General features: G+C 64.2%; 14 protein-coding genes and 1 pseudogene. 9 read left to right on the plus strand and 6 right to left on the minus strand.

The window, feature by feature from the left end:
- The first annotated feature begins 10 nt into the window (after window positions 1-10).
- Window positions 11-835: an EamA family transporter gene (locus RT131_RS09805; protein ID WP_313172467.1), complete on the plus strand. Its 825-nt coding sequence runs from the start codon at window positions 11-13 to the stop codon at window positions 833-835.
- A 22-nt stretch (window positions 836-857) separates the two neighbouring features.
- Here the strand turns inward: RT131_RS09805 and rimI are convergent, their stop codons facing one another.
- Genes rimI through pssA form a run of 3 tightly spaced genes read right to left on the minus strand, consistent with a single transcriptional unit; the run spans window position 858 to window position 2,595 of the window.
- The gene (gene rimI, locus RT131_RS09810) at window positions 858-1,352 is read right to left on the minus strand and encodes a ribosomal protein S18-alanine N-acetyltransferase (RefSeq protein WP_313172663.1); all 495 of its coding nucleotides are present in this window, start codon (window positions 1,350-1,352) and stop codon (window positions 858-860) included.
- Window positions 1,340-1,816, minus strand: coding sequence for an alanine acetyltransferase (locus tag RT131_RS09815; RefSeq protein ID WP_313172664.1), 477 nt, complete (start codon window positions 1,814-1,816; stop codon window positions 1,340-1,342). Before RT131_RS09815 ends, rimI begins: the two co-directional genes overlap by 13 nt.
- Complete coding sequence (gene pssA / locus RT131_RS09820; protein WP_313172666.1) at window positions 1,816-2,595, minus strand: CDP-diacylglycerol--serine O-phosphatidyltransferase; 780 nt, start codon at window positions 2,593-2,595, stop codon at window positions 1,816-1,818. Before pssA ends, RT131_RS09815 begins: the two co-directional genes overlap by 1 nt.
- Before the next feature lie 82 nt (window positions 2,596-2,677).
- Between pssA and RT131_RS09825 the strand changes: the two genes are divergently transcribed.
- The 3 genes and pseudogenes from RT131_RS09825 to RT131_RS09835 all read left to right on the plus strand — a co-directional run.
- On the plus strand, window positions 2,678-3,067 hold the full coding sequence (locus RT131_RS09825; protein WP_313172469.1) for a DUF4124 domain-containing protein: 390 nt from the start codon (window positions 2,678-2,680) through the stop codon (window positions 3,065-3,067).
- Window positions 3,068-3,328: 261 nt separating this feature from the next.
- A complete protein-coding gene (locus RT131_RS09830; RefSeq protein ID WP_313172470.1) occupies window positions 3,329-5,023 on the plus strand; it encodes a proline--tRNA ligase in 1,695 nt (564 codons plus the stop codon).
- A 162-nt stretch (window positions 5,024-5,185) separates the two neighbouring features.
- Window positions 5,186-5,563 (plus strand): annotated as a pseudogene (locus RT131_RS09835) (H-NS family nucleoid-associated regulatory protein); the annotation flags it as partial.
- 294 nt (window positions 5,564-5,857) lie between these two features.
- Here RT131_RS09835 and RT131_RS09840 read toward each other — a convergent pair.
- Window positions 5,858-7,129 carry a threonine/serine exporter family protein gene (locus RT131_RS09840; protein WP_313172471.1) on the minus strand — a complete coding sequence of 424 codons (1,272 nt, stop codon included), beginning with the start codon at window positions 7,127-7,129 and terminating at the stop codon, window positions 5,858-5,860.
- A gap of 83 nt (window positions 7,130-7,212) precedes the next feature.
- On the opposite strand from RT131_RS09840, the gene RT131_RS09845 reads away from it, so the two are divergent.
- The 4 genes from RT131_RS09845 to RT131_RS09860 are packed head-to-tail and all read left to right on the plus strand — an operon-like array spanning window position 7,213 to window position 10,711.
- Window positions 7,213-8,325, plus strand: coding sequence for an ABC transporter permease (locus RT131_RS09845; RefSeq protein ID WP_313172473.1), 1,113 nt, complete (start codon window positions 7,213-7,215; stop codon window positions 8,323-8,325).
- 4 nt (window positions 8,326-8,329) lie between these two features.
- Entirely contained in the window at window positions 8,330-9,139 is an 810-nt protein-coding gene (locus RT131_RS09850) for an ABC transporter ATP-binding protein (protein WP_313172474.1), read from the plus strand.
- Window position 9,140: 1 nt separating this feature from the next.
- Complete coding sequence (locus RT131_RS09855; RefSeq protein ID WP_313172475.1) at window positions 9,141-10,067, plus strand: MlaD family protein; 927 nt, start codon at window positions 9,141-9,143, stop codon at window positions 10,065-10,067.
- Entirely contained in the window at window positions 10,064-10,711 is a 648-nt protein-coding gene (locus RT131_RS09860) for an ABC-type transport auxiliary lipoprotein family protein (RefSeq protein ID WP_313172477.1), read from the plus strand. The genes RT131_RS09855 and RT131_RS09860 overlap by 4 nt, the downstream gene beginning before the upstream one ends.
- Here RT131_RS09860 and RT131_RS09865 read toward each other — a convergent pair.
- Window positions 10,665-11,270, minus strand: a complete 606-nt coding sequence (locus RT131_RS09865) for an alpha-ketoglutarate-dependent dioxygenase AlkB (protein ID WP_313172479.1) — start codon at window positions 11,268-11,270, stop codon at window positions 10,665-10,667. The two genes, RT131_RS09860 and RT131_RS09865, sit on opposite strands and share 47 nt — an antisense overlap.
- 254 nt (window positions 11,271-11,524) lie before the next feature.
- On the opposite strand from RT131_RS09865, the gene RT131_RS09870 reads away from it, so the two are divergent.
- Window positions 11,525-14,263, plus strand: a complete 2,739-nt coding sequence (locus RT131_RS09870) for a rhamnan synthesis F family protein (RefSeq protein WP_313172481.1) — start codon at window positions 11,525-11,527, stop codon at window positions 14,261-14,263.
- Here RT131_RS09870 and RT131_RS09875 read toward each other — a convergent pair.
- Complete coding sequence (locus RT131_RS09875; RefSeq protein ID WP_313172483.1) at window positions 14,260-14,889, minus strand: CoA transferase subunit B; 630 nt, start codon at window positions 14,887-14,889, stop codon at window positions 14,260-14,262. The genes RT131_RS09870 and RT131_RS09875 overlap by 4 nt on opposite strands.
- Between the last annotated feature and the right edge of the window lies 1 nt (window position 14,890).

Consider the following 14,890-nt stretch of genomic DNA (forward strand, 5'->3'; position numbering starts at 1 on the left):
ATCACCCACCATGTCCCTGGGCATCTTCTGCGCCGTCCTGTTCGCCGCCCTGCTCCATGCCAGTTGGAACGCCATCGTCAAACTGGGCGGCGACAAGCTGCTGACCACCATCCTGGTCACCGGCTGGGCCGCGGTGCTCTCAGCCACCGTCCTGCCCTGGTTGCCACTACCGGCAACGGACAGCTGGCCTTGGCTCGCAGCCTCTGCCGCGCTGCAGACCGGCTACTACCTGTTGGTCGCCCGCGCCTACCACAGCGCCGACATGAGCCTGTCCTACCCCTTGATGCGCGGCTGCGCACCGCTGCTGGTCGCCATCGCCGGCACGTGGTTGTTCGACGAGCGGTTGGCTACCACTGCCTGGGCCGGCATCGCCCTGATCAGTACCGGCATCCTGTGCATGGCCGGCGCCAGCAAGGCACACAGCATCCGCCTGCCCCTGTGCATCGCCATGGTCATCGCCACCTACACCCTGGTCGACGCGCAGGGCGCGCGCCTGTCCGGCAATGCGCTGAGCTATACGCTGTGGCTGTTCCTGCTGTCCGGCCTGCCGCTGCCAATCTGGGCCTTGTTCGCCCGTCGCCAGCAGTTGCAGGGCTATCTGCGCGGCAACTGGCAACGCGGGCTGGTGGGCGGCTTCGGCACGACCGCCTCGTATGCAATCGCGCTGTGGGCAATGACACGGGCGCCGGTCGCCGTCATCGCCGCACTGCGCGAAACCTCCATCCTGTTCGCGCTGCTGATTTCCGCGTTGCTGCTCAAAGAACACATCAGCCGCAGGCGATTGCTTGCCGCGTTGCTGATCATTGCCGGTGTGGTGCTGTTGCGGCTGGCGTAGGCACACCTGTACCCGCTGATGCTCAGAGCGGCGGCATCACGCTGATGTCGTCGTCCACCAGCTCCATCGCCATCACCAGCGCGTCCTCGCGCCCACTCACCAGCGGGTAGTAACGCGGGCGCCGGCCAATCTCGTTGAAGCCCTCGCTGTGATACAGCGCAATGGCCGGAGCATTGGAGGGCCGCACTTCCAGGAACACGCGCAACGCGCCGCGCTGGCGGGCGATACGCACCAACTCGCGCAACAACCGTCGGCCATGGCCGCGTGACTGGCACAGCGGGTCCACGCACACGTTGAGTACATGCGCCTCATCGGCGGCAAGACTCAGCACGGCGTAGCCGACAATGTCGGTCCCTTGCACCAGTACCCGACTGGGATAGTCCGCACGCAGGCAATCCTGGAAGATGCCGCGCGTCCACGGGAAGGGATAGGCGCGCAGTTCCACCTCCATCACCGCGTCCAGATCCCCCTCGTACATCGGACGCAGGACCGACCCCGAGGCGCTCATTGCCGTGATTTCCGCCGCAACGCACGCAGTTGCGGCCACAGCGCGCGCTTGGCCGCGGGGTTGGCGCGCAGCTCGGCCAGGGGCCAACTGTCCATCAGCGCCCGCGTCTGCGGGTCATTCGGATTGCAGCCGGAAGCGCGCAACAGGGCAATCTGCAACCGATCCGGCATGCGCAGGCCGCCACTGCGACGAACACCGGCGGTCGTGCTGGCGGCAAACACCGGCGCTGGCGCGGTACTCGGTGCCGGCGGTGGCTTGCTTGCCATTTCACGCGGCGCCGCAGCCGCGGCCGGCTGCGCCGGCAGCACATGTGGCGGCGCCGGTTCGACCGCTACCGGACCGGCGTCAATGCCTGGCGCAGCCGCGGCCGGCGGCGCATCCAGCGCCCCGCCCTCGAGATAGACCGTATAGCCCATCGCCTGCAGCCATGCCTGCTGCTCAGGCGTCCACGCCGGTGCGGGCGAGAAACCGATCACTGCACCTTGCCGGCCGGCTGCCGCCAGCGCTGCAACAGCCACATCACCGGACCGGACAGCGCGTAGATCACACCGACCACCAACAAGGTACGTGCCGGGTCCAGCACCACGATGGAAATCACAATGGGCACCAGGGCCAGCACCACGAAGGGGACGCGCTCAGAGCGCGGGCCCTTCTCGCCACCGCCCTTGAAGCTCCAGAAACGGATCCGGCTGACCATCAGCAGGCCCGCCACGATGGTCACGCCCAGCGCCACGTAACGCAGCTCATCGCCACTCCAGCCAAGCCCGCCATCGGCGAAGGCCCAGACGAAGGACATCATCAAACCGGCGGCGGCCGGGCTGGCCAGGCCGACAAACCAGCGCTTGTCGACCGTGCCCACCTGGGTATTGAAACGGGCCAGGCGCAGTGCCGCGCAGGCCGCATACAGGAAAGCCGCCGACCAGCCGACCCGGCCCAGCACGTCGCCATCGAACTTCAACGAGGACAGCGCCCAGTGGTACATGACCAGCGCCGGCGCCATGCCGAAGCTGACCAGGTCGGCCAGGGAGTCGTACTGCACGCCGAATTCGCTGCTGGTACCGGTCAAGCGCGCAACCCGGCCGTCCAGCCCGTCCATCACCGCCGCCACGAACACGGCGACGCTGGCGTTGACGAACTGGCCGTTGGAAGCGGCAATGATCGCGTAAAACCCGGCAAACAGGCCGGCAGTGGTGAACAGGTTCGGGAGCAGGTAGATGCTGCGCGAACGCGGTGGTGGTCTCAATTCGTCCATACCGACCAGTTTAATCGACTTGCCAGCCACGTCACCGGGTGCTGCAATCGGCCCCTGCCCCGTTCCGGCGTCTGGAGTTGCCATGCTCACCCTGCCCCGCCTCTGCTGCCTGCTCCTGCTCGGCACCGCTGCCACAGCCAGCGCCGCAAATCTGTACAAGTGGAAGGACGCCAATGGCGTCACCCAGTACTCGGAACGGCCGCCGACCGGCAAGCAGTACGAGACCCGCCGCATCACCGCCAGCGGCGCTTCTACCGCCGAGCCTGCCGCAGCCGCCGAATCCGCCGAATCGGAACAGTGCCTGGGCGCGCGCAGGAACCTGGAGCTGCTGAACGGCAGCGCCCCGGTCATGCAGGATACCGATGGTGACGGCAAGCCCGATACCGCGCTGGACGACACCCAGCGCGGTGCGCAGAAGCAGCTGGCCGAGGCGGCGGCGGCCGCCTATTGCAAGCCTGCACCGAAGAAATAAGCCTTCGGGACCGGGCTGACGGGGTTGTGGGATGCCAGCGGCACAAGCCGCGACGCTCATCGCCCCGCCGCTGCCAGCGTTATCTGGCAACCCGAGTTTCTCGCAGCTTCGCGGCTTCCACAGCGCTGATGGGCCCCTGGCAAGGCCCCTGCCGAGCATGGCTCGGCACTACGCCCTGCCGCCCTACCCGTTGGTGGCGGTGCGAGTGGGCTGCAAGGCTGGCAAAATAGGGGATCGTCCGTTTTGCGAAGCCCCCCTGCCATGCGCCTTTCCCGCTTCCACCTGCATACCACCAAGGAAACCCCCGCCGACGCCGAACTGGTCAGCCACCGGCTGATGCTGCGCGCGGGCATGATCCGCAAGCTGGCATCGGGCCTGTATACCTGGTCGCCGCTGGGCCTGCGGGTGCTGCGCAAGGTGGAAACCATCGTCCGCGAGGAAATGAACCGCGCCGGTGCGGTGGAGCTGCAGCTGCCGACCATCCAGCCCAAGGAACTGTGGGAAGAAACCGGTCGCTGGGAGAAATTCGGCGGCCAGTTGCTGAAAATCAAGGACCGCAAGGAGCAGGAATACTGCTACAGCCCCACCGCGGAAGAGGCCATTACCGACTTCGCCCGCCAGGAACTGTCCAGCTACAAGCAGCTGCCGGTCAATTTCTACCAGGTGCAGACCAAGTTCCGTGACGAAATCCGCCCGCGTTTTGGTGTGATGCGCTCGCGCGAGTTTCTGATGAAGGATGCCTATTCCTTCCATCTGGACGACGCCAGCCTGGTCGCCGAATATGAAAACATGAAGGCCGCCTACAGCCGCATCTTTACCCGCCTGGGCCTGGAGTTCCGCGCAGTGCAGGCCGACTCGGGCGCCATCGGCGGCGATGCCTCGCAGGAATTCCATGTCATCGCTGATTCGGGCGAAGACGCACTCGTGTTTTCCACCGGCTCGGATTACGCGGCCAACGTAGAAGCGGCGATTGCCGCCGACCCGGCAGCGCGCGGCGCCGCCAGCGAAGAACTGCGCAAGATCGACACGCCCACCCAGAAGACCTGCGAGGAAGTGGCCGCGCTGATGGGGATCGCCCTGCTGCGCACGGTCAAGTCGATTGCACTGATGACCACCGAGAATGAATTCGTGCTGGCCCTGGTCCGCGGCGACCATGAGGTCAACGAAATCAAACTGGCCAAGGTGGCTGGCCTGGCCGATTACCGCATGGCCAGCGAGGCCGAGATTGCCGATTATCTCGGCAGCGAGCCCGGTTTCCTGGGACCGTTGAATGCGCGCAAGCCGATCCGCGTGGTGGCAGACCGTGAAGTTGCGGCCATGGCCGATTTTGTCGTCGGCGCCAATGAGAAAGGTCTGCATATTGCCGGCGTCAACTGGGGCCGCGACCTGGCAGAGCCGGAAGTAGCCGATATCCGCAACGTCAAGGCCGGCGACCGCGCCCGTGATGGCGGCGAGTTGAAGATTACCCGCGGCATCGAAGTCGGCCACGTATTCCAGTTGGGCCGCCAATATGCACAGGCATTGAAGGCGACCGTACTGGATCAGAACGGCAAGGCCGCGGTGATGGCGATGGGCTGTTATGGCATCGGGGTATCGCGCATCGTCGCCGCCGCCATCGAGCAGAACCACGACGACGCCGGCATTATCTGGCCGGTCAGCATGGCACCGTGGCAAGCGGTGGTCTGCATGATCAACCCGAAACAGGACCCGGCGGTCAGCGCCGCTGCCGAGGCGCTGCTGGCCGAACTGCAGGCCGCCGGCGTGGATGCCGCGCTGGACGACCGCGGCCTGCGCCCGGGCCAGATGTTCGCCGACATGGAGCTGATCGGCATCCCGCATCGCATCGTGGTATCCGAGCGCGGCCTGGCGGCAGGAACCGTCGAGTACCGCGCACGCAATGCCAGCGAAGCAGAGAATCTGGATAAGGCCGCGGCGATCAGCAGGATCATCGGCTGAGATTGATCGCTTATAACGCCGGGACATTGTCCCGGCGTTTTCATTTCCGGATAACATGTAAAACGCTATTAATTTGTCATTCCCGTTATCAGCCCGCTATGCTTTGCCGCGCTGCCACGGAATGGCATACACCCCCAACCCATTATCCGGAGTAGTTATTCGATGAGTATTGACCTGTCCCAGCTGTCGGCCAAAGAGCTGGCCGTTCTGATCCGCGACGCACAGAAGCGCAAGACCGTTGTCGCCAAGCGCCAGCCGATTGCCAAGGCCCGCGCCCTGGTAGCCGCTGCCGCCAAGAAGGCTGGTTATACCGTCGAAGAGCTGTTCGGTACCGGCGCTGCCGCCGCAGTGAAGGCCCCGCGTGGTGCCAAGGCCAGCAAGGGCGCCGCCAAGACCGGCCGCAAGCTGCCGAAGGTTGAGCCGAAGTACCGCAACCCGGCCAATGCCGCCGAGACCTGGACCGGCCGGGGCAAGCAGCCGCGCTGGTTGGCCGAATACACCAAGGCTGGCCGCAAGGTTGAAGATTTCCTGATCCAGAAGTAATAACTCTGGAATATGGATTACAAGACGCCGGCAACTGCCGGCGTTTTCTTATTGCAATTTGGGTAACCCCACTAGTTACAAACGCATTTCTGCCTGCAACCGCAGCGCAACGAACAACAAAGCAGCGCGGGCAAGCGCAGCGCACCCGGGAAAACCGGTTCGATTGGTCCTGCAGGTAATCCGCGAACAGCGCCGGCCGCGCTGCGCTTACCCGCACTGCACAGGTGCATGCAGCCAGCACAGTGGCTGCTGGCAACGCCTCTCAATTAGCCCAGCCACGCCTTCCAGCCGTTACAGATTCTTGCGCGCCGGCACCAGCAGGTTGCCGAACAACAGGCCTGCCACCAGGGCCATCACTACATTGACCACGGTCAACAGCGCCGATTCGCCGGCACTCACATTCTGCTGCTGGATCAGGCTCAGGACCCCACGCAGGCTGGTACTGCCCGGCACCAGCATGATGATGCCGGGCAGGCGCACGATGGCACCGGGGCGCTGCACGATGCGCCCGAACAGATTGCCTGCGGCCGTCACCGTCATCGCCGCCAGAAAGATGCCCGCAGGCGCGCCCCACAACTGCCCGCCATAACGGGAAATGGCGTAGCCGGCCACCGAGGCGGCCATGACCCATGGGTAATCGCGCTTGCTGGCGCGGAACAACATCGCAAACGCAAACGAAGCGACGAGCACCGAGCCCCATTCCACCCAGTTGGATTGTGGCCGCGAGGCACGGATCACCGGTTCCAGACCGATGGAATTGGCGATGGTCACCGCGATCATCGCCCCCACCGTCAGTTTCATGATGGTGGTCAGTGCACCGGCAAAGCGTGCCGTGCCGGATACCCAATGGCCACTGGCCAGTTCGTTGACCGAGTTGGTCAACGCCATGCCGGGCAGCAGCACCACCAGCGAGGCGATGATGGTGGAATTCATGTTCAACGGCCCGATGAAGCTGGCCACCAGCACCGCCACGAAACCCGCCAACAGCGCCGCCAGGGCTTCGCCGGCCTCGCGCGTGGCGACCCGGCGGTCGGTATAGAACAGCATCAGGCCGATCAGCAGGCCGGTAATACCCGCGGTGGCGATGTCCAGCCACGGCAGCCGCCACAAGCCGGCCACGCCCGCCGAACCCAGGGTGAAGGACGCCAGCAGCTGGATCTTGCTGCGCAGCCCGCCGTCCTTGTCGAGCTGTCGCAGTGCGGTATGCCCCTGCGCGATCGACATCTGCCCGGCTGAGACCGCGTCGGCGATCTGGTCGGCCATCGCCAGTTTGTGCAGATTGGTGTCGCCCGGCCCCAGCCGGATAACGCGGGTAATGTCGCTGGAACCGATGGCGCGGGTCGGATCGCTGAAACTGAGGATCAAACCGGTCGGGTTCGACCACGGCTCGCAGTCCAGGTCCAGCTGTTGCGCCAGCGCCACCACCGCCGCCTCCAGACGCTGGGCGGTTGTGCCATAACTGTGCAGGCGCCCGGCCATCTCCGAAACGAAGGCCACACGTTGCGCGTAGGTAGCGCGGTTGGAAGCAGTGGCCGGGACGGCGGCAAGGGTTTCGGCAGACATGGCCGCTAGTATCACCTGAAGCGGATGAAATACTCATCCGGCTTGAAGGGCTGGCGGGTTATTCTCCGTAGCCAATGGTCACCATGAAAGACATTCCCCCGCCCAATTGCGTACTCCCCGCCGACGCGGATGGCCTGCTCAGGCTTTCCGGCAACTGGACCTTGGCCACCGCGCTGCGTTCGGGCGAGATACTGCACGCGCAGACCGGGGCCGTGACCGGCATCGATGCGCGCGGGATTGATCGCCTCGACTCGGCCGGGGTGCTGTTGTTGCTGCGCTATGCGCACAAGCTGGGGTTGCCGGATGATGCGCTGCAGTTCCGCGCCGACCACCAGGCGCTGGTCTGCACCATCGAGGAAGTCGCCGACGAACGGCCCAAGCCGCAGCGTGACTTCGGCGTGGCCGCAGCGCTGGACCGTCTTGGCCGCTCGGTGCATGCCATCGCCGGCAACATCGTCGTGCTGGTCAATTTCCTTGGTGAGAACCTGGCCAAACTGGCAAGACTGATCCGCCAGCCACGGCGCTTCCGGCTCACCGCGGCGGTCAACCAGATGGAAGAGGTCGGCCTGAACGCAGTGCCGCTGGTGGCCTTGCTGTCCTATCTGGTGGGTGCGGTGATCGCCTTCCTCGGCTCCACCATCCTGCGTGACTTCGGCGCCGAGATCTACGTGGTGGAGCTGGTCTCCATCGCCTTCCTGCGCGAGTTCGCGGTGCTGCTCACCGCCATCGTGCTGGCCGGCCGCACCGCCAGCGCCTTCACCGCGCAGATCGGTGCGATGAAGGCACGCGAGGAAATCGATGCCATCCAGACCCTGGGCCTGGACCCGATCGACCTGCTGGTGCTGCCACGCGTGGTTGCCTTGCTGATCATGCTGCCCTTGCTGACCTTCATCGCGATGATCGCCGGCCTGGCCGGCGGCGTCACCGTTGGCGCGTTCGACCTGGATATCCCGCCGCAGATGTACCTGGCGCGCATGCACGACACCATCGAAGTGCGGCACATGCTGGTTGGCCTGTCCAAGGCGCCGGTGTTCGCGTTGATCATCGCCCTGATCGGCTGCCTGGAAGGCCTGAAGGTGGAAGGCACGGCGCAATCGGTAGGCGAACGTACCACCTCCAGCGTGGTGCAGACGATCTCGCTGGTCATCATCCTCGACGCGCTGGCCGCGTTGTGGTTCATGCATATGGGCTGGTAAGGCAATGGACACGACCGAAGACGCCACCACCGGCAGCAGCGACCTGGCCATCCGCGTGCGCGGGCTGGTCAATCGCTTTGGCAGCCAGACCGTGCACGACGGCCTGGATCTGGACGTCCGCCGCGGCGAAATCCTCGGCGTGGTTGGCGGCTCGGGCACCGGCAAATCGGTGTTGATGCGCTCCATCCTCGGCCTGCGCACGCCCGATGCCGGGCAGATCGAGGTGCTGGGCGTGGATGCGCGTTCGGGCAATCCCGCCGACCGCCTGCGCATCGAGCGCAATACCGGCGTGCTGTTCCAGGACGGCGCGCTGTTTTCCTCGCTGACGGTGGGCGAGAACGTGCAGGTGCCGCTGAAAGAGCACCATCCCGAACTCAGCGAGCGCTGGCATTACGAACTGGCCCTGCTGAAAGTGAAACTGGCAGGCCTGCCCGCCGATGCCATCAGCAAACTGCCCTCGCAACTCTCCGGCGGCATGCGCAAGCGCGCCGGGCTTGCCCGTGCGCTGGCGCTGGATCCGCCGCTGCTGTTCCTGGACGAACCCACCGCCGGCCTCGACCCGATAGGTGCAGCCGCGTTCGACCACCTGATCAAGACCCTGCAGGAAGCGCTGGGCCTGACCGTGTTCCTGATCACCCACGACCTGGACACGCTCTACGCCATCTGCGACCGCGTCGCGGTACTGGCCGACCACAAGGTCATCGCCAACGCCCCATTGCCCGAGATTGAACAACTCGACCACCCGTGGATACGCGAATACTTCCACGGCCCCCGCGCCCGCGCCGCGCGCGGCCTCCAGCACGAGCCCGCTTGATATGGAAACCAAAGCCAACTACGTCCTGATCGGTGCCTTCACCCTGCTCATCGGCGTTGCCCTGCTCGCCTTTGGACTATGGGCGGCCAAATACTCTTCCGACCGCACCTGGCAGGAATACCGGGTGGTATTCACCGAGGCGGTAACCGGCCTGTCAGTGGGCAGCCCGGTGCAATACAACGGCATCGCGGTTGGCTCGATCACCGAGCTGACCCTGGCCCCGGATGACCCGCGCAAGGTGGTGGCCAAGCTGCGGCTCAACTCCACCACCCCGGTCAAGACCGATACCCGCGCCAAGCTGGCCATCACCAGCCTGACCGGACCGTCGATCATCCAGCTCAGTGGCGGCACCCCGCAGGCCGCCGCATTGACCGCGGTCAGCAAGGAACCGGTGCCGACCATCGCCACCTCACCGTCAGCCCTGCAGAACATCACCGACGTCGCCAACCGGGTGGTCGAGCGCATGGATGAGCTGCTCAGTGATGAAAACGTCCGCAAGATCACCACCACGCTTGCCCATCTGGAAACCATCAGCGGCGGTCTGGCCGATCGCGACGAAGGTACCCAGGCCCTGCTCATCGAAGCCCGCGATGCAGCGCGCAACCTCAACGTCACCCTGGGTTCGGCCAATGGCGCCATCAAGAACCTGGACGAGAACGTGCTGCGGGAACTGCCGGCGACCATGGACAAGCTGGATGCCAGCCTGGCCAAGCTCGACTCGGCGGCCGGCAATGCCGATGCCATCCTTGGCGAGAACCGCGCGGCCATCAACAGTTTTGCCAATGATGGCCTGGCCCAGCTCGGCCCGACCCTGACCGAACTGCGCGGCCTGATCCGCGACCTGCGCCGGGTCAGTGACCGGCTGGAGAACAATCCGGCACGCTACCTGCTCGGCCGCGATGCCCCGAAGGAGTTCGAACCCAAATGAAGCGCATTTCCCTGATCAAGCTGCTCGCCCCGGCCTGCCTGCTGGCGTTGGCCGGCTGCTCGGTATTGGCCGGCGGCGACCGCCAGTCCATCACCATCTACGCCCCACAGGTGCGGGTGCAGGCCGACCCGGCCTGGCCGCAGGTGAGCTGGCAGCTGGCCATCGCCAAGCCCAGCGCTGCGCGCCTCATCGACAGCCCGCGCATCAATGTGCGGCCGACGCCGGGCGAGCTGGAGGTCTATCGCGGCGCCACCTGGTCGCAGCCAGCCACCGACATCCTGGAAGACACCCTGCTGCGAGGCTTCGAAGATTCGGGAAAGATCGACGCGGTTGCGCGTATCGCCACCGGCATCCGCTCGGACTACAAGCTCACCACCGACCTGCGCCGCTTCGAATCGGACTACCGTGGCGGCGACGTACCGGCGGCCACCATCGAACTCAACGCCAAGCTCATCCACAGCCTGGACCAGCGCGTGGTCGCCGCGCGCACCATCGTCGTCGCCGAACCGGCGGCCAGCGCCGAGATCAGCAGCGTCGCCGCCGCCTTCGAAACCGCATTGGACAAGACCAGCGCCGAGCTGATCGGCTGGACCCTGCTCAGCGGCCAGCGCGATGCGGCACAGCAACGATCTGGCGGAAAGTAAGATTGATGCGCTCGTCGCAAACCCGCGCGGTCTTGGGCAGCGCATGCTGGTAGTCACGCTGGCACTGCCCGCGCATCAGCAGCAGGTCGCCGTGACCGAGCAGGTATTCGAGCTTCTGCGCAGGATCATCCCGACGACGCAGTAGAAAACGCCGCGATGCCCCAAGGCTCAACGAAGCGATCAACGGCATCGGCCCCAGTTCAGGCTCGTCATCGCTATGCCAGCCCATGCTGTCGCGGCCATCGCGGTAGCGGTTGAGCAGCACGCTGTTGAAGCGCCCATCAACAGCCTGCTGCAGCTGCTCGCGCACCGCCAGCACTGCCGGCGTCCACGGATGCGGAAGGAAATCCGCCCCGGAATAGCGGTAATGCGCATCCGCATCGCCCATCCAGCAACTCAGCCGCGGCGAATCCAGCCAGCGCCCGAACATGCGGATGCGATGGACTTCCCACGGTACGGCGTCTTGAAGCTGGTGCAGCAGGACGTCAGCCTCTGGATGCTGCAACCAACCTGGCAGGTGCTGAACATTGACTTCGGGGAGTGCGCGAGGCAACGGCATCCGCGGACCTTACCACGCCGCATCCTTACTCTATTTGCCCGCTTCAGCGAGAACGCTGAAAATGTCTCATTGCCCGCCCCTTACACCGGAAGCAACATGCCAACATGGCTGTACCTCGAACTCCCTAGGACTCACTTGGCTAACGCGCTGGGCGGGCCGGCCAGTATATGAATCGGTACCTGCAAGCGGCACGACGCTCGATCCAACAGCATGGCGGGGGCATTGGCGGGCTTTTCTCCGTTATTCGCAGGGCAATGAAGATCACTGCCGCTATGGGAATCCGTGGTGTGGTTGATCGATTGCGTTCAGCCAGCGCAGAGCGCACGGTGATCCCGGGCATTCTCGATGAAACTCCGCTGCCAGCACCAATTCCGCTGGCCGAACTTGACGTGCGGGTAGGCGTGATGGCGCACGTGTTCTATCCGGATCTCATTGAAGAGTTCGCGCAGTCTTTGCAATACATCCCGATCCCGTTCACCTTGTTGGTGTCCGTCATGGATGCAGCTGCGGCCAAGCACGTCCAGGCCCGCATGAAGCACCTGCCGAACGTGCAGCAACTCTCCATCAAGATCGTCGAGAACCGGGGGCGCGACATCGCGCCGCTGCTGGTGGACTTCAACGACGAGATCCTCTCGTTGGATGTGATCTGCCATATCCATACCAAGAAGTCGCTTTATACCGGTGGCGAGCAAAGCCGTTGGCGCCGCTACCTCCTCGACTCGCTGTTCGGTTCCTCGGGACGCGTGGCATGGATACTCGGCATGTTCCAGGCCAGCCCCGCTCTCGGCCTTGTTTACCCTGAAAGCTACGAGGGAATGCCGCTATGGGGGCATACACTTCTTAGTAACGGTGCCGTCTGTGACGCCCTTGCCGCCCGCTTAGGGATCGCGTTGGAACATGGCCGTTACCTGGATTTCCCCGCTGGTTCGATGTTCTGGGCACGCGTGAACGCGCTACGCCCTTTGTTCGATCTACATCTGCAGACACATGATTTCCCGCCCGAACAGGCTCAAGTGGATGGCACGCTACAACACGCCGTTGAACGAATGTTCAGCCAGGTCGCCCGTCACCAAGGATACCGACTAGGCATTCTTCCCACCGATGGAAGCCTAGCATTAGCAGCAGAGGGGCAACGCAATGTGCAGGAGGCGTTGGCTCTTGATTTCGCTCAGCGGCTACGGCTGGCCGCGCTGGAGGCCTCTACAGTCAGCTTCGATGTGTTCGACACACTTGCGATGCGTCCATTCCTGTCACCGGACGCATCCCGCGCCTATCTGTCACTGCGAGTGGAACGCGAGCACGACATCAAAGAATTCACCCGACTACGGAGCGATGCAGAGACTTCGCAGCGCAATGCATTGCAGCGCGACCCCACGCTGACCGAGATTTACCAGCAATTGGCACGACAGCTCGGACTCTCCACCAAGAAGGCGGAAGGTCTGATGGCCATGGAGCTGGAGCACGAACGCCGCCAATTGCGTCCTCGTCTGGGCGTAGTGAATGCGCTGATGCAGATGCCCCCCGTTCGACGATTCGCCTTGTCGGATATGTATCTCGATAGCGCGCAAATGAAGCAGGTTTTGCCTGACATCGTAGTCGCTGCACTTCCCACGTGGCGGGTTTCCTGCGAGACCGGACTACGCAAGGATGAGTTGCGCACCTGGCATGAACTGGCACACCGCGAAGGTATTGATACTGCCCATTGGTTGCACGTTGGCGACAACGAGCACGCCGACGTGCAACTGCCACAGTTGGCCAAACTACTAACGCCCGTGCATGTCCTTCGCCCAGCTGCCCTACTGGATGTTGTACCCGCCCTGCGGCCGCTGCGCCATCGCCACGGCATGCACGCTCCATGGCCTGAACAACTTTGGCGCGGACTCCTGGCCAATCGTTTCGCCTTCCTACTCGATACCCAGCCGCAGCGATTGACTGGGCCCCTGCAACTGGATGCCGAGGATCTGGGTTACGCAGTGCTTGGCCCTTTGTTGCTGGATTTCCTGCTCGCGATGCTCCGGGCCGCCACACAACAAGATGTAGATAACCTCCTGTTCCTCAGTCGGGAGGGGCATCTACTGCATCAGGGCTTCGAGCGCCTGCAGCAGTTTCATCCCGCTGCCGGCAAGCTGCGCGCCCACTACTTTCTCGCTTCGCGCCGAGCCACTACGCTGCCTGCCATGCATGCCAACACCGATGTGGAGCTGATGCTGGAAGGTACTTTCAACGGCACACTGCGCCAACTACTGCAAGCACGCGTCGGCAATGATGCCGTAGAAGCGGTTGCCAGCGTCGCCCCGGACCTGCTTGATCGTGACGTATTCCTCCCCGAAATGAGCACCATCATCGCCGAATGGCTACAGCCATCGATGCCTGGAGTGCTTGCGCGGGCGGCACAGGTGCGTGCCAACTACATTTCCTACTGGTCCGGGATTGGTGATAGCGGATTATCCATGGTTGTTGACATCGGCTATGCAGGGACGATCCAGCGCAACCTTGCCCAGTTGCGCCAGCAGCCACTTGGGGGCTACTACATGGCCCTTCGTGCACGCGCCAGCCAATTGAAGGACGGCAACTGGGCACAGGCCCGTTACTTCGATGGTCGACAAAGCAACGAGGAGACCACTACACCGATCCTGTCGCATGACCTGCTGCTGGAAGCCCTGCTTGGCGCACCCGCCGGGCAGTTCAATGGCTTTATCGCAGATGGGGCGATGGCCGTTCGGCCATGTTTTGGCCCCGTCGAACTGGACGAACAGGGGCTGCAAACGCTGCAGCGCACCCATGAAGGCGCGCTGGCATTTATCGATGATATGGGCGCGGTGCTGGGCGAGGACATCGCCGACCTCGAATTGGATGCTGCCGGCATCCTGGTTCCCCTGCAATGCCTGGTCAGCGGCCGATGGAACGCTGATGAAGCACTGCAGCAGCTAACAACGGTTGACAGCTTCACCGGCCGCGGCAAGATTACAGCGGCCGGTAGCGCTGGAATTTAACGCCGGAACGGAACGCCGGTCTTTTCCTTCAGCTCGTCATCGCTGACACCCGGCGCCGCCTCCACCAGCACCAGTCCGTCGGCACTGATGTCGAAGATCGCCAGGTCGGTAATGATGCGGTCGACCACACCCACACCGGTCAGCGGCAGGGTGCAGTCGGCCAGGATCTTGTGCTCGCCGTTCTTGGCGGTGTGCTCCATCAGCACCACCACGCGCTGCACGCCGGCCACCAGGTCCATCGCGCCGCCCATGCCCTTGACCATCTTGCCCGGCACCATCCAGTTGGCCAGGTCGCCCTTGTCGGTGACCTGCATCGCGCCAAGGATGGCCAGGTTGATGTGGCCACCACGGATCATCGCGAACGAATCATGGCTGCCGAAGTAGCTGGCACCGGCACGCGCGGTAACGGTCTGCTTGCCGGCATTGATCAGGTCGGCGTCCACTTCCGCTTCGGTCGGGAACGGGCCGATGCCGAGCAGGCCGTTCTCGGACTGCAGCCACACGTCCACGCCTTCGGGGATGTGGTTGGCCACCAGGGTCGGCAGGCCGATGCCCAGGTTCACGTAGGCACCATCGCTCAGCTCGCGCGCGGCGCGCTGTGCCATTTCGTCACGGGTCCAGGCCATT

Source organism: Stenotrophomonas sp. (assembly GCF_032066555.1).
Lineage (GTDB): Bacteria > Pseudomonadota > Gammaproteobacteria > Xanthomonadales > Xanthomonadaceae > Stenotrophomonas.

What these genes read in the sequence shown, in the direction of transcription:
- RT131_RS09805 (WP_313172467.1), top strand. Translation starts at nt 11, where the DNA reads ATGTCCCTGGGCATCTTCTGCGCCGTCCTGTTCGCCGCCCTGCTCCAT.
- pssA (WP_313172666.1), bottom strand. Translation starts at nt 2,595, where the DNA reads ATGGACGAATTGAGACCACCACCGCGTTCGCGCAGCATCTACCTGCTC.
- RT131_RS09825 (WP_313172469.1), top strand. Translation starts at nt 2,678, where the DNA reads ATGCTCACCCTGCCCCGCCTCTGCTGCCTGCTCCTGCTCGGCACCGCT.
- RT131_RS09830 (WP_313172470.1), top strand. Translation starts at nt 3,329, where the DNA reads ATGCGCCTTTCCCGCTTCCACCTGCATACCACCAAGGAAACCCCCGCC.
- RT131_RS09840 (WP_313172471.1), bottom strand. Translation starts at nt 7,129, where the DNA reads ATGTCTGCCGAAACCCTTGCCGCCGTCCCGGCCACTGCTTCCAACCGC.
- RT131_RS09845 (WP_313172473.1), top strand. Translation starts at nt 7,213, where the DNA reads ATGAAAGACATTCCCCCGCCCAATTGCGTACTCCCCGCCGACGCGGAT.
- RT131_RS09850 (WP_313172474.1), top strand. Translation starts at nt 8,330, where the DNA reads ATGGACACGACCGAAGACGCCACCACCGGCAGCAGCGACCTGGCCATC.
- RT131_RS09855 (WP_313172475.1), top strand. Translation starts at nt 9,141, where the DNA reads ATGGAAACCAAAGCCAACTACGTCCTGATCGGTGCCTTCACCCTGCTC.
- RT131_RS09860 (WP_313172477.1), top strand. Translation starts at nt 10,064, where the DNA reads ATGAAGCGCATTTCCCTGATCAAGCTGCTCGCCCCGGCCTGCCTGCTG.
- RT131_RS09865 (WP_313172479.1), bottom strand. Translation starts at nt 11,270, where the DNA reads ATGCCGTTGCCTCGCGCACTCCCCGAAGTCAATGTTCAGCACCTGCCA.
- RT131_RS09870 (WP_313172481.1), top strand. Translation starts at nt 11,525, where the DNA reads ATGAAGATCACTGCCGCTATGGGAATCCGTGGTGTGGTTGATCGATTG.
- RT131_RS09875 (WP_313172483.1), bottom strand. Translation starts at nt 14,889, where the DNA reads ATGGCCTGGACCCGTGACGAAATGGCACAGCGCGCCGCGCGCGAGCTG.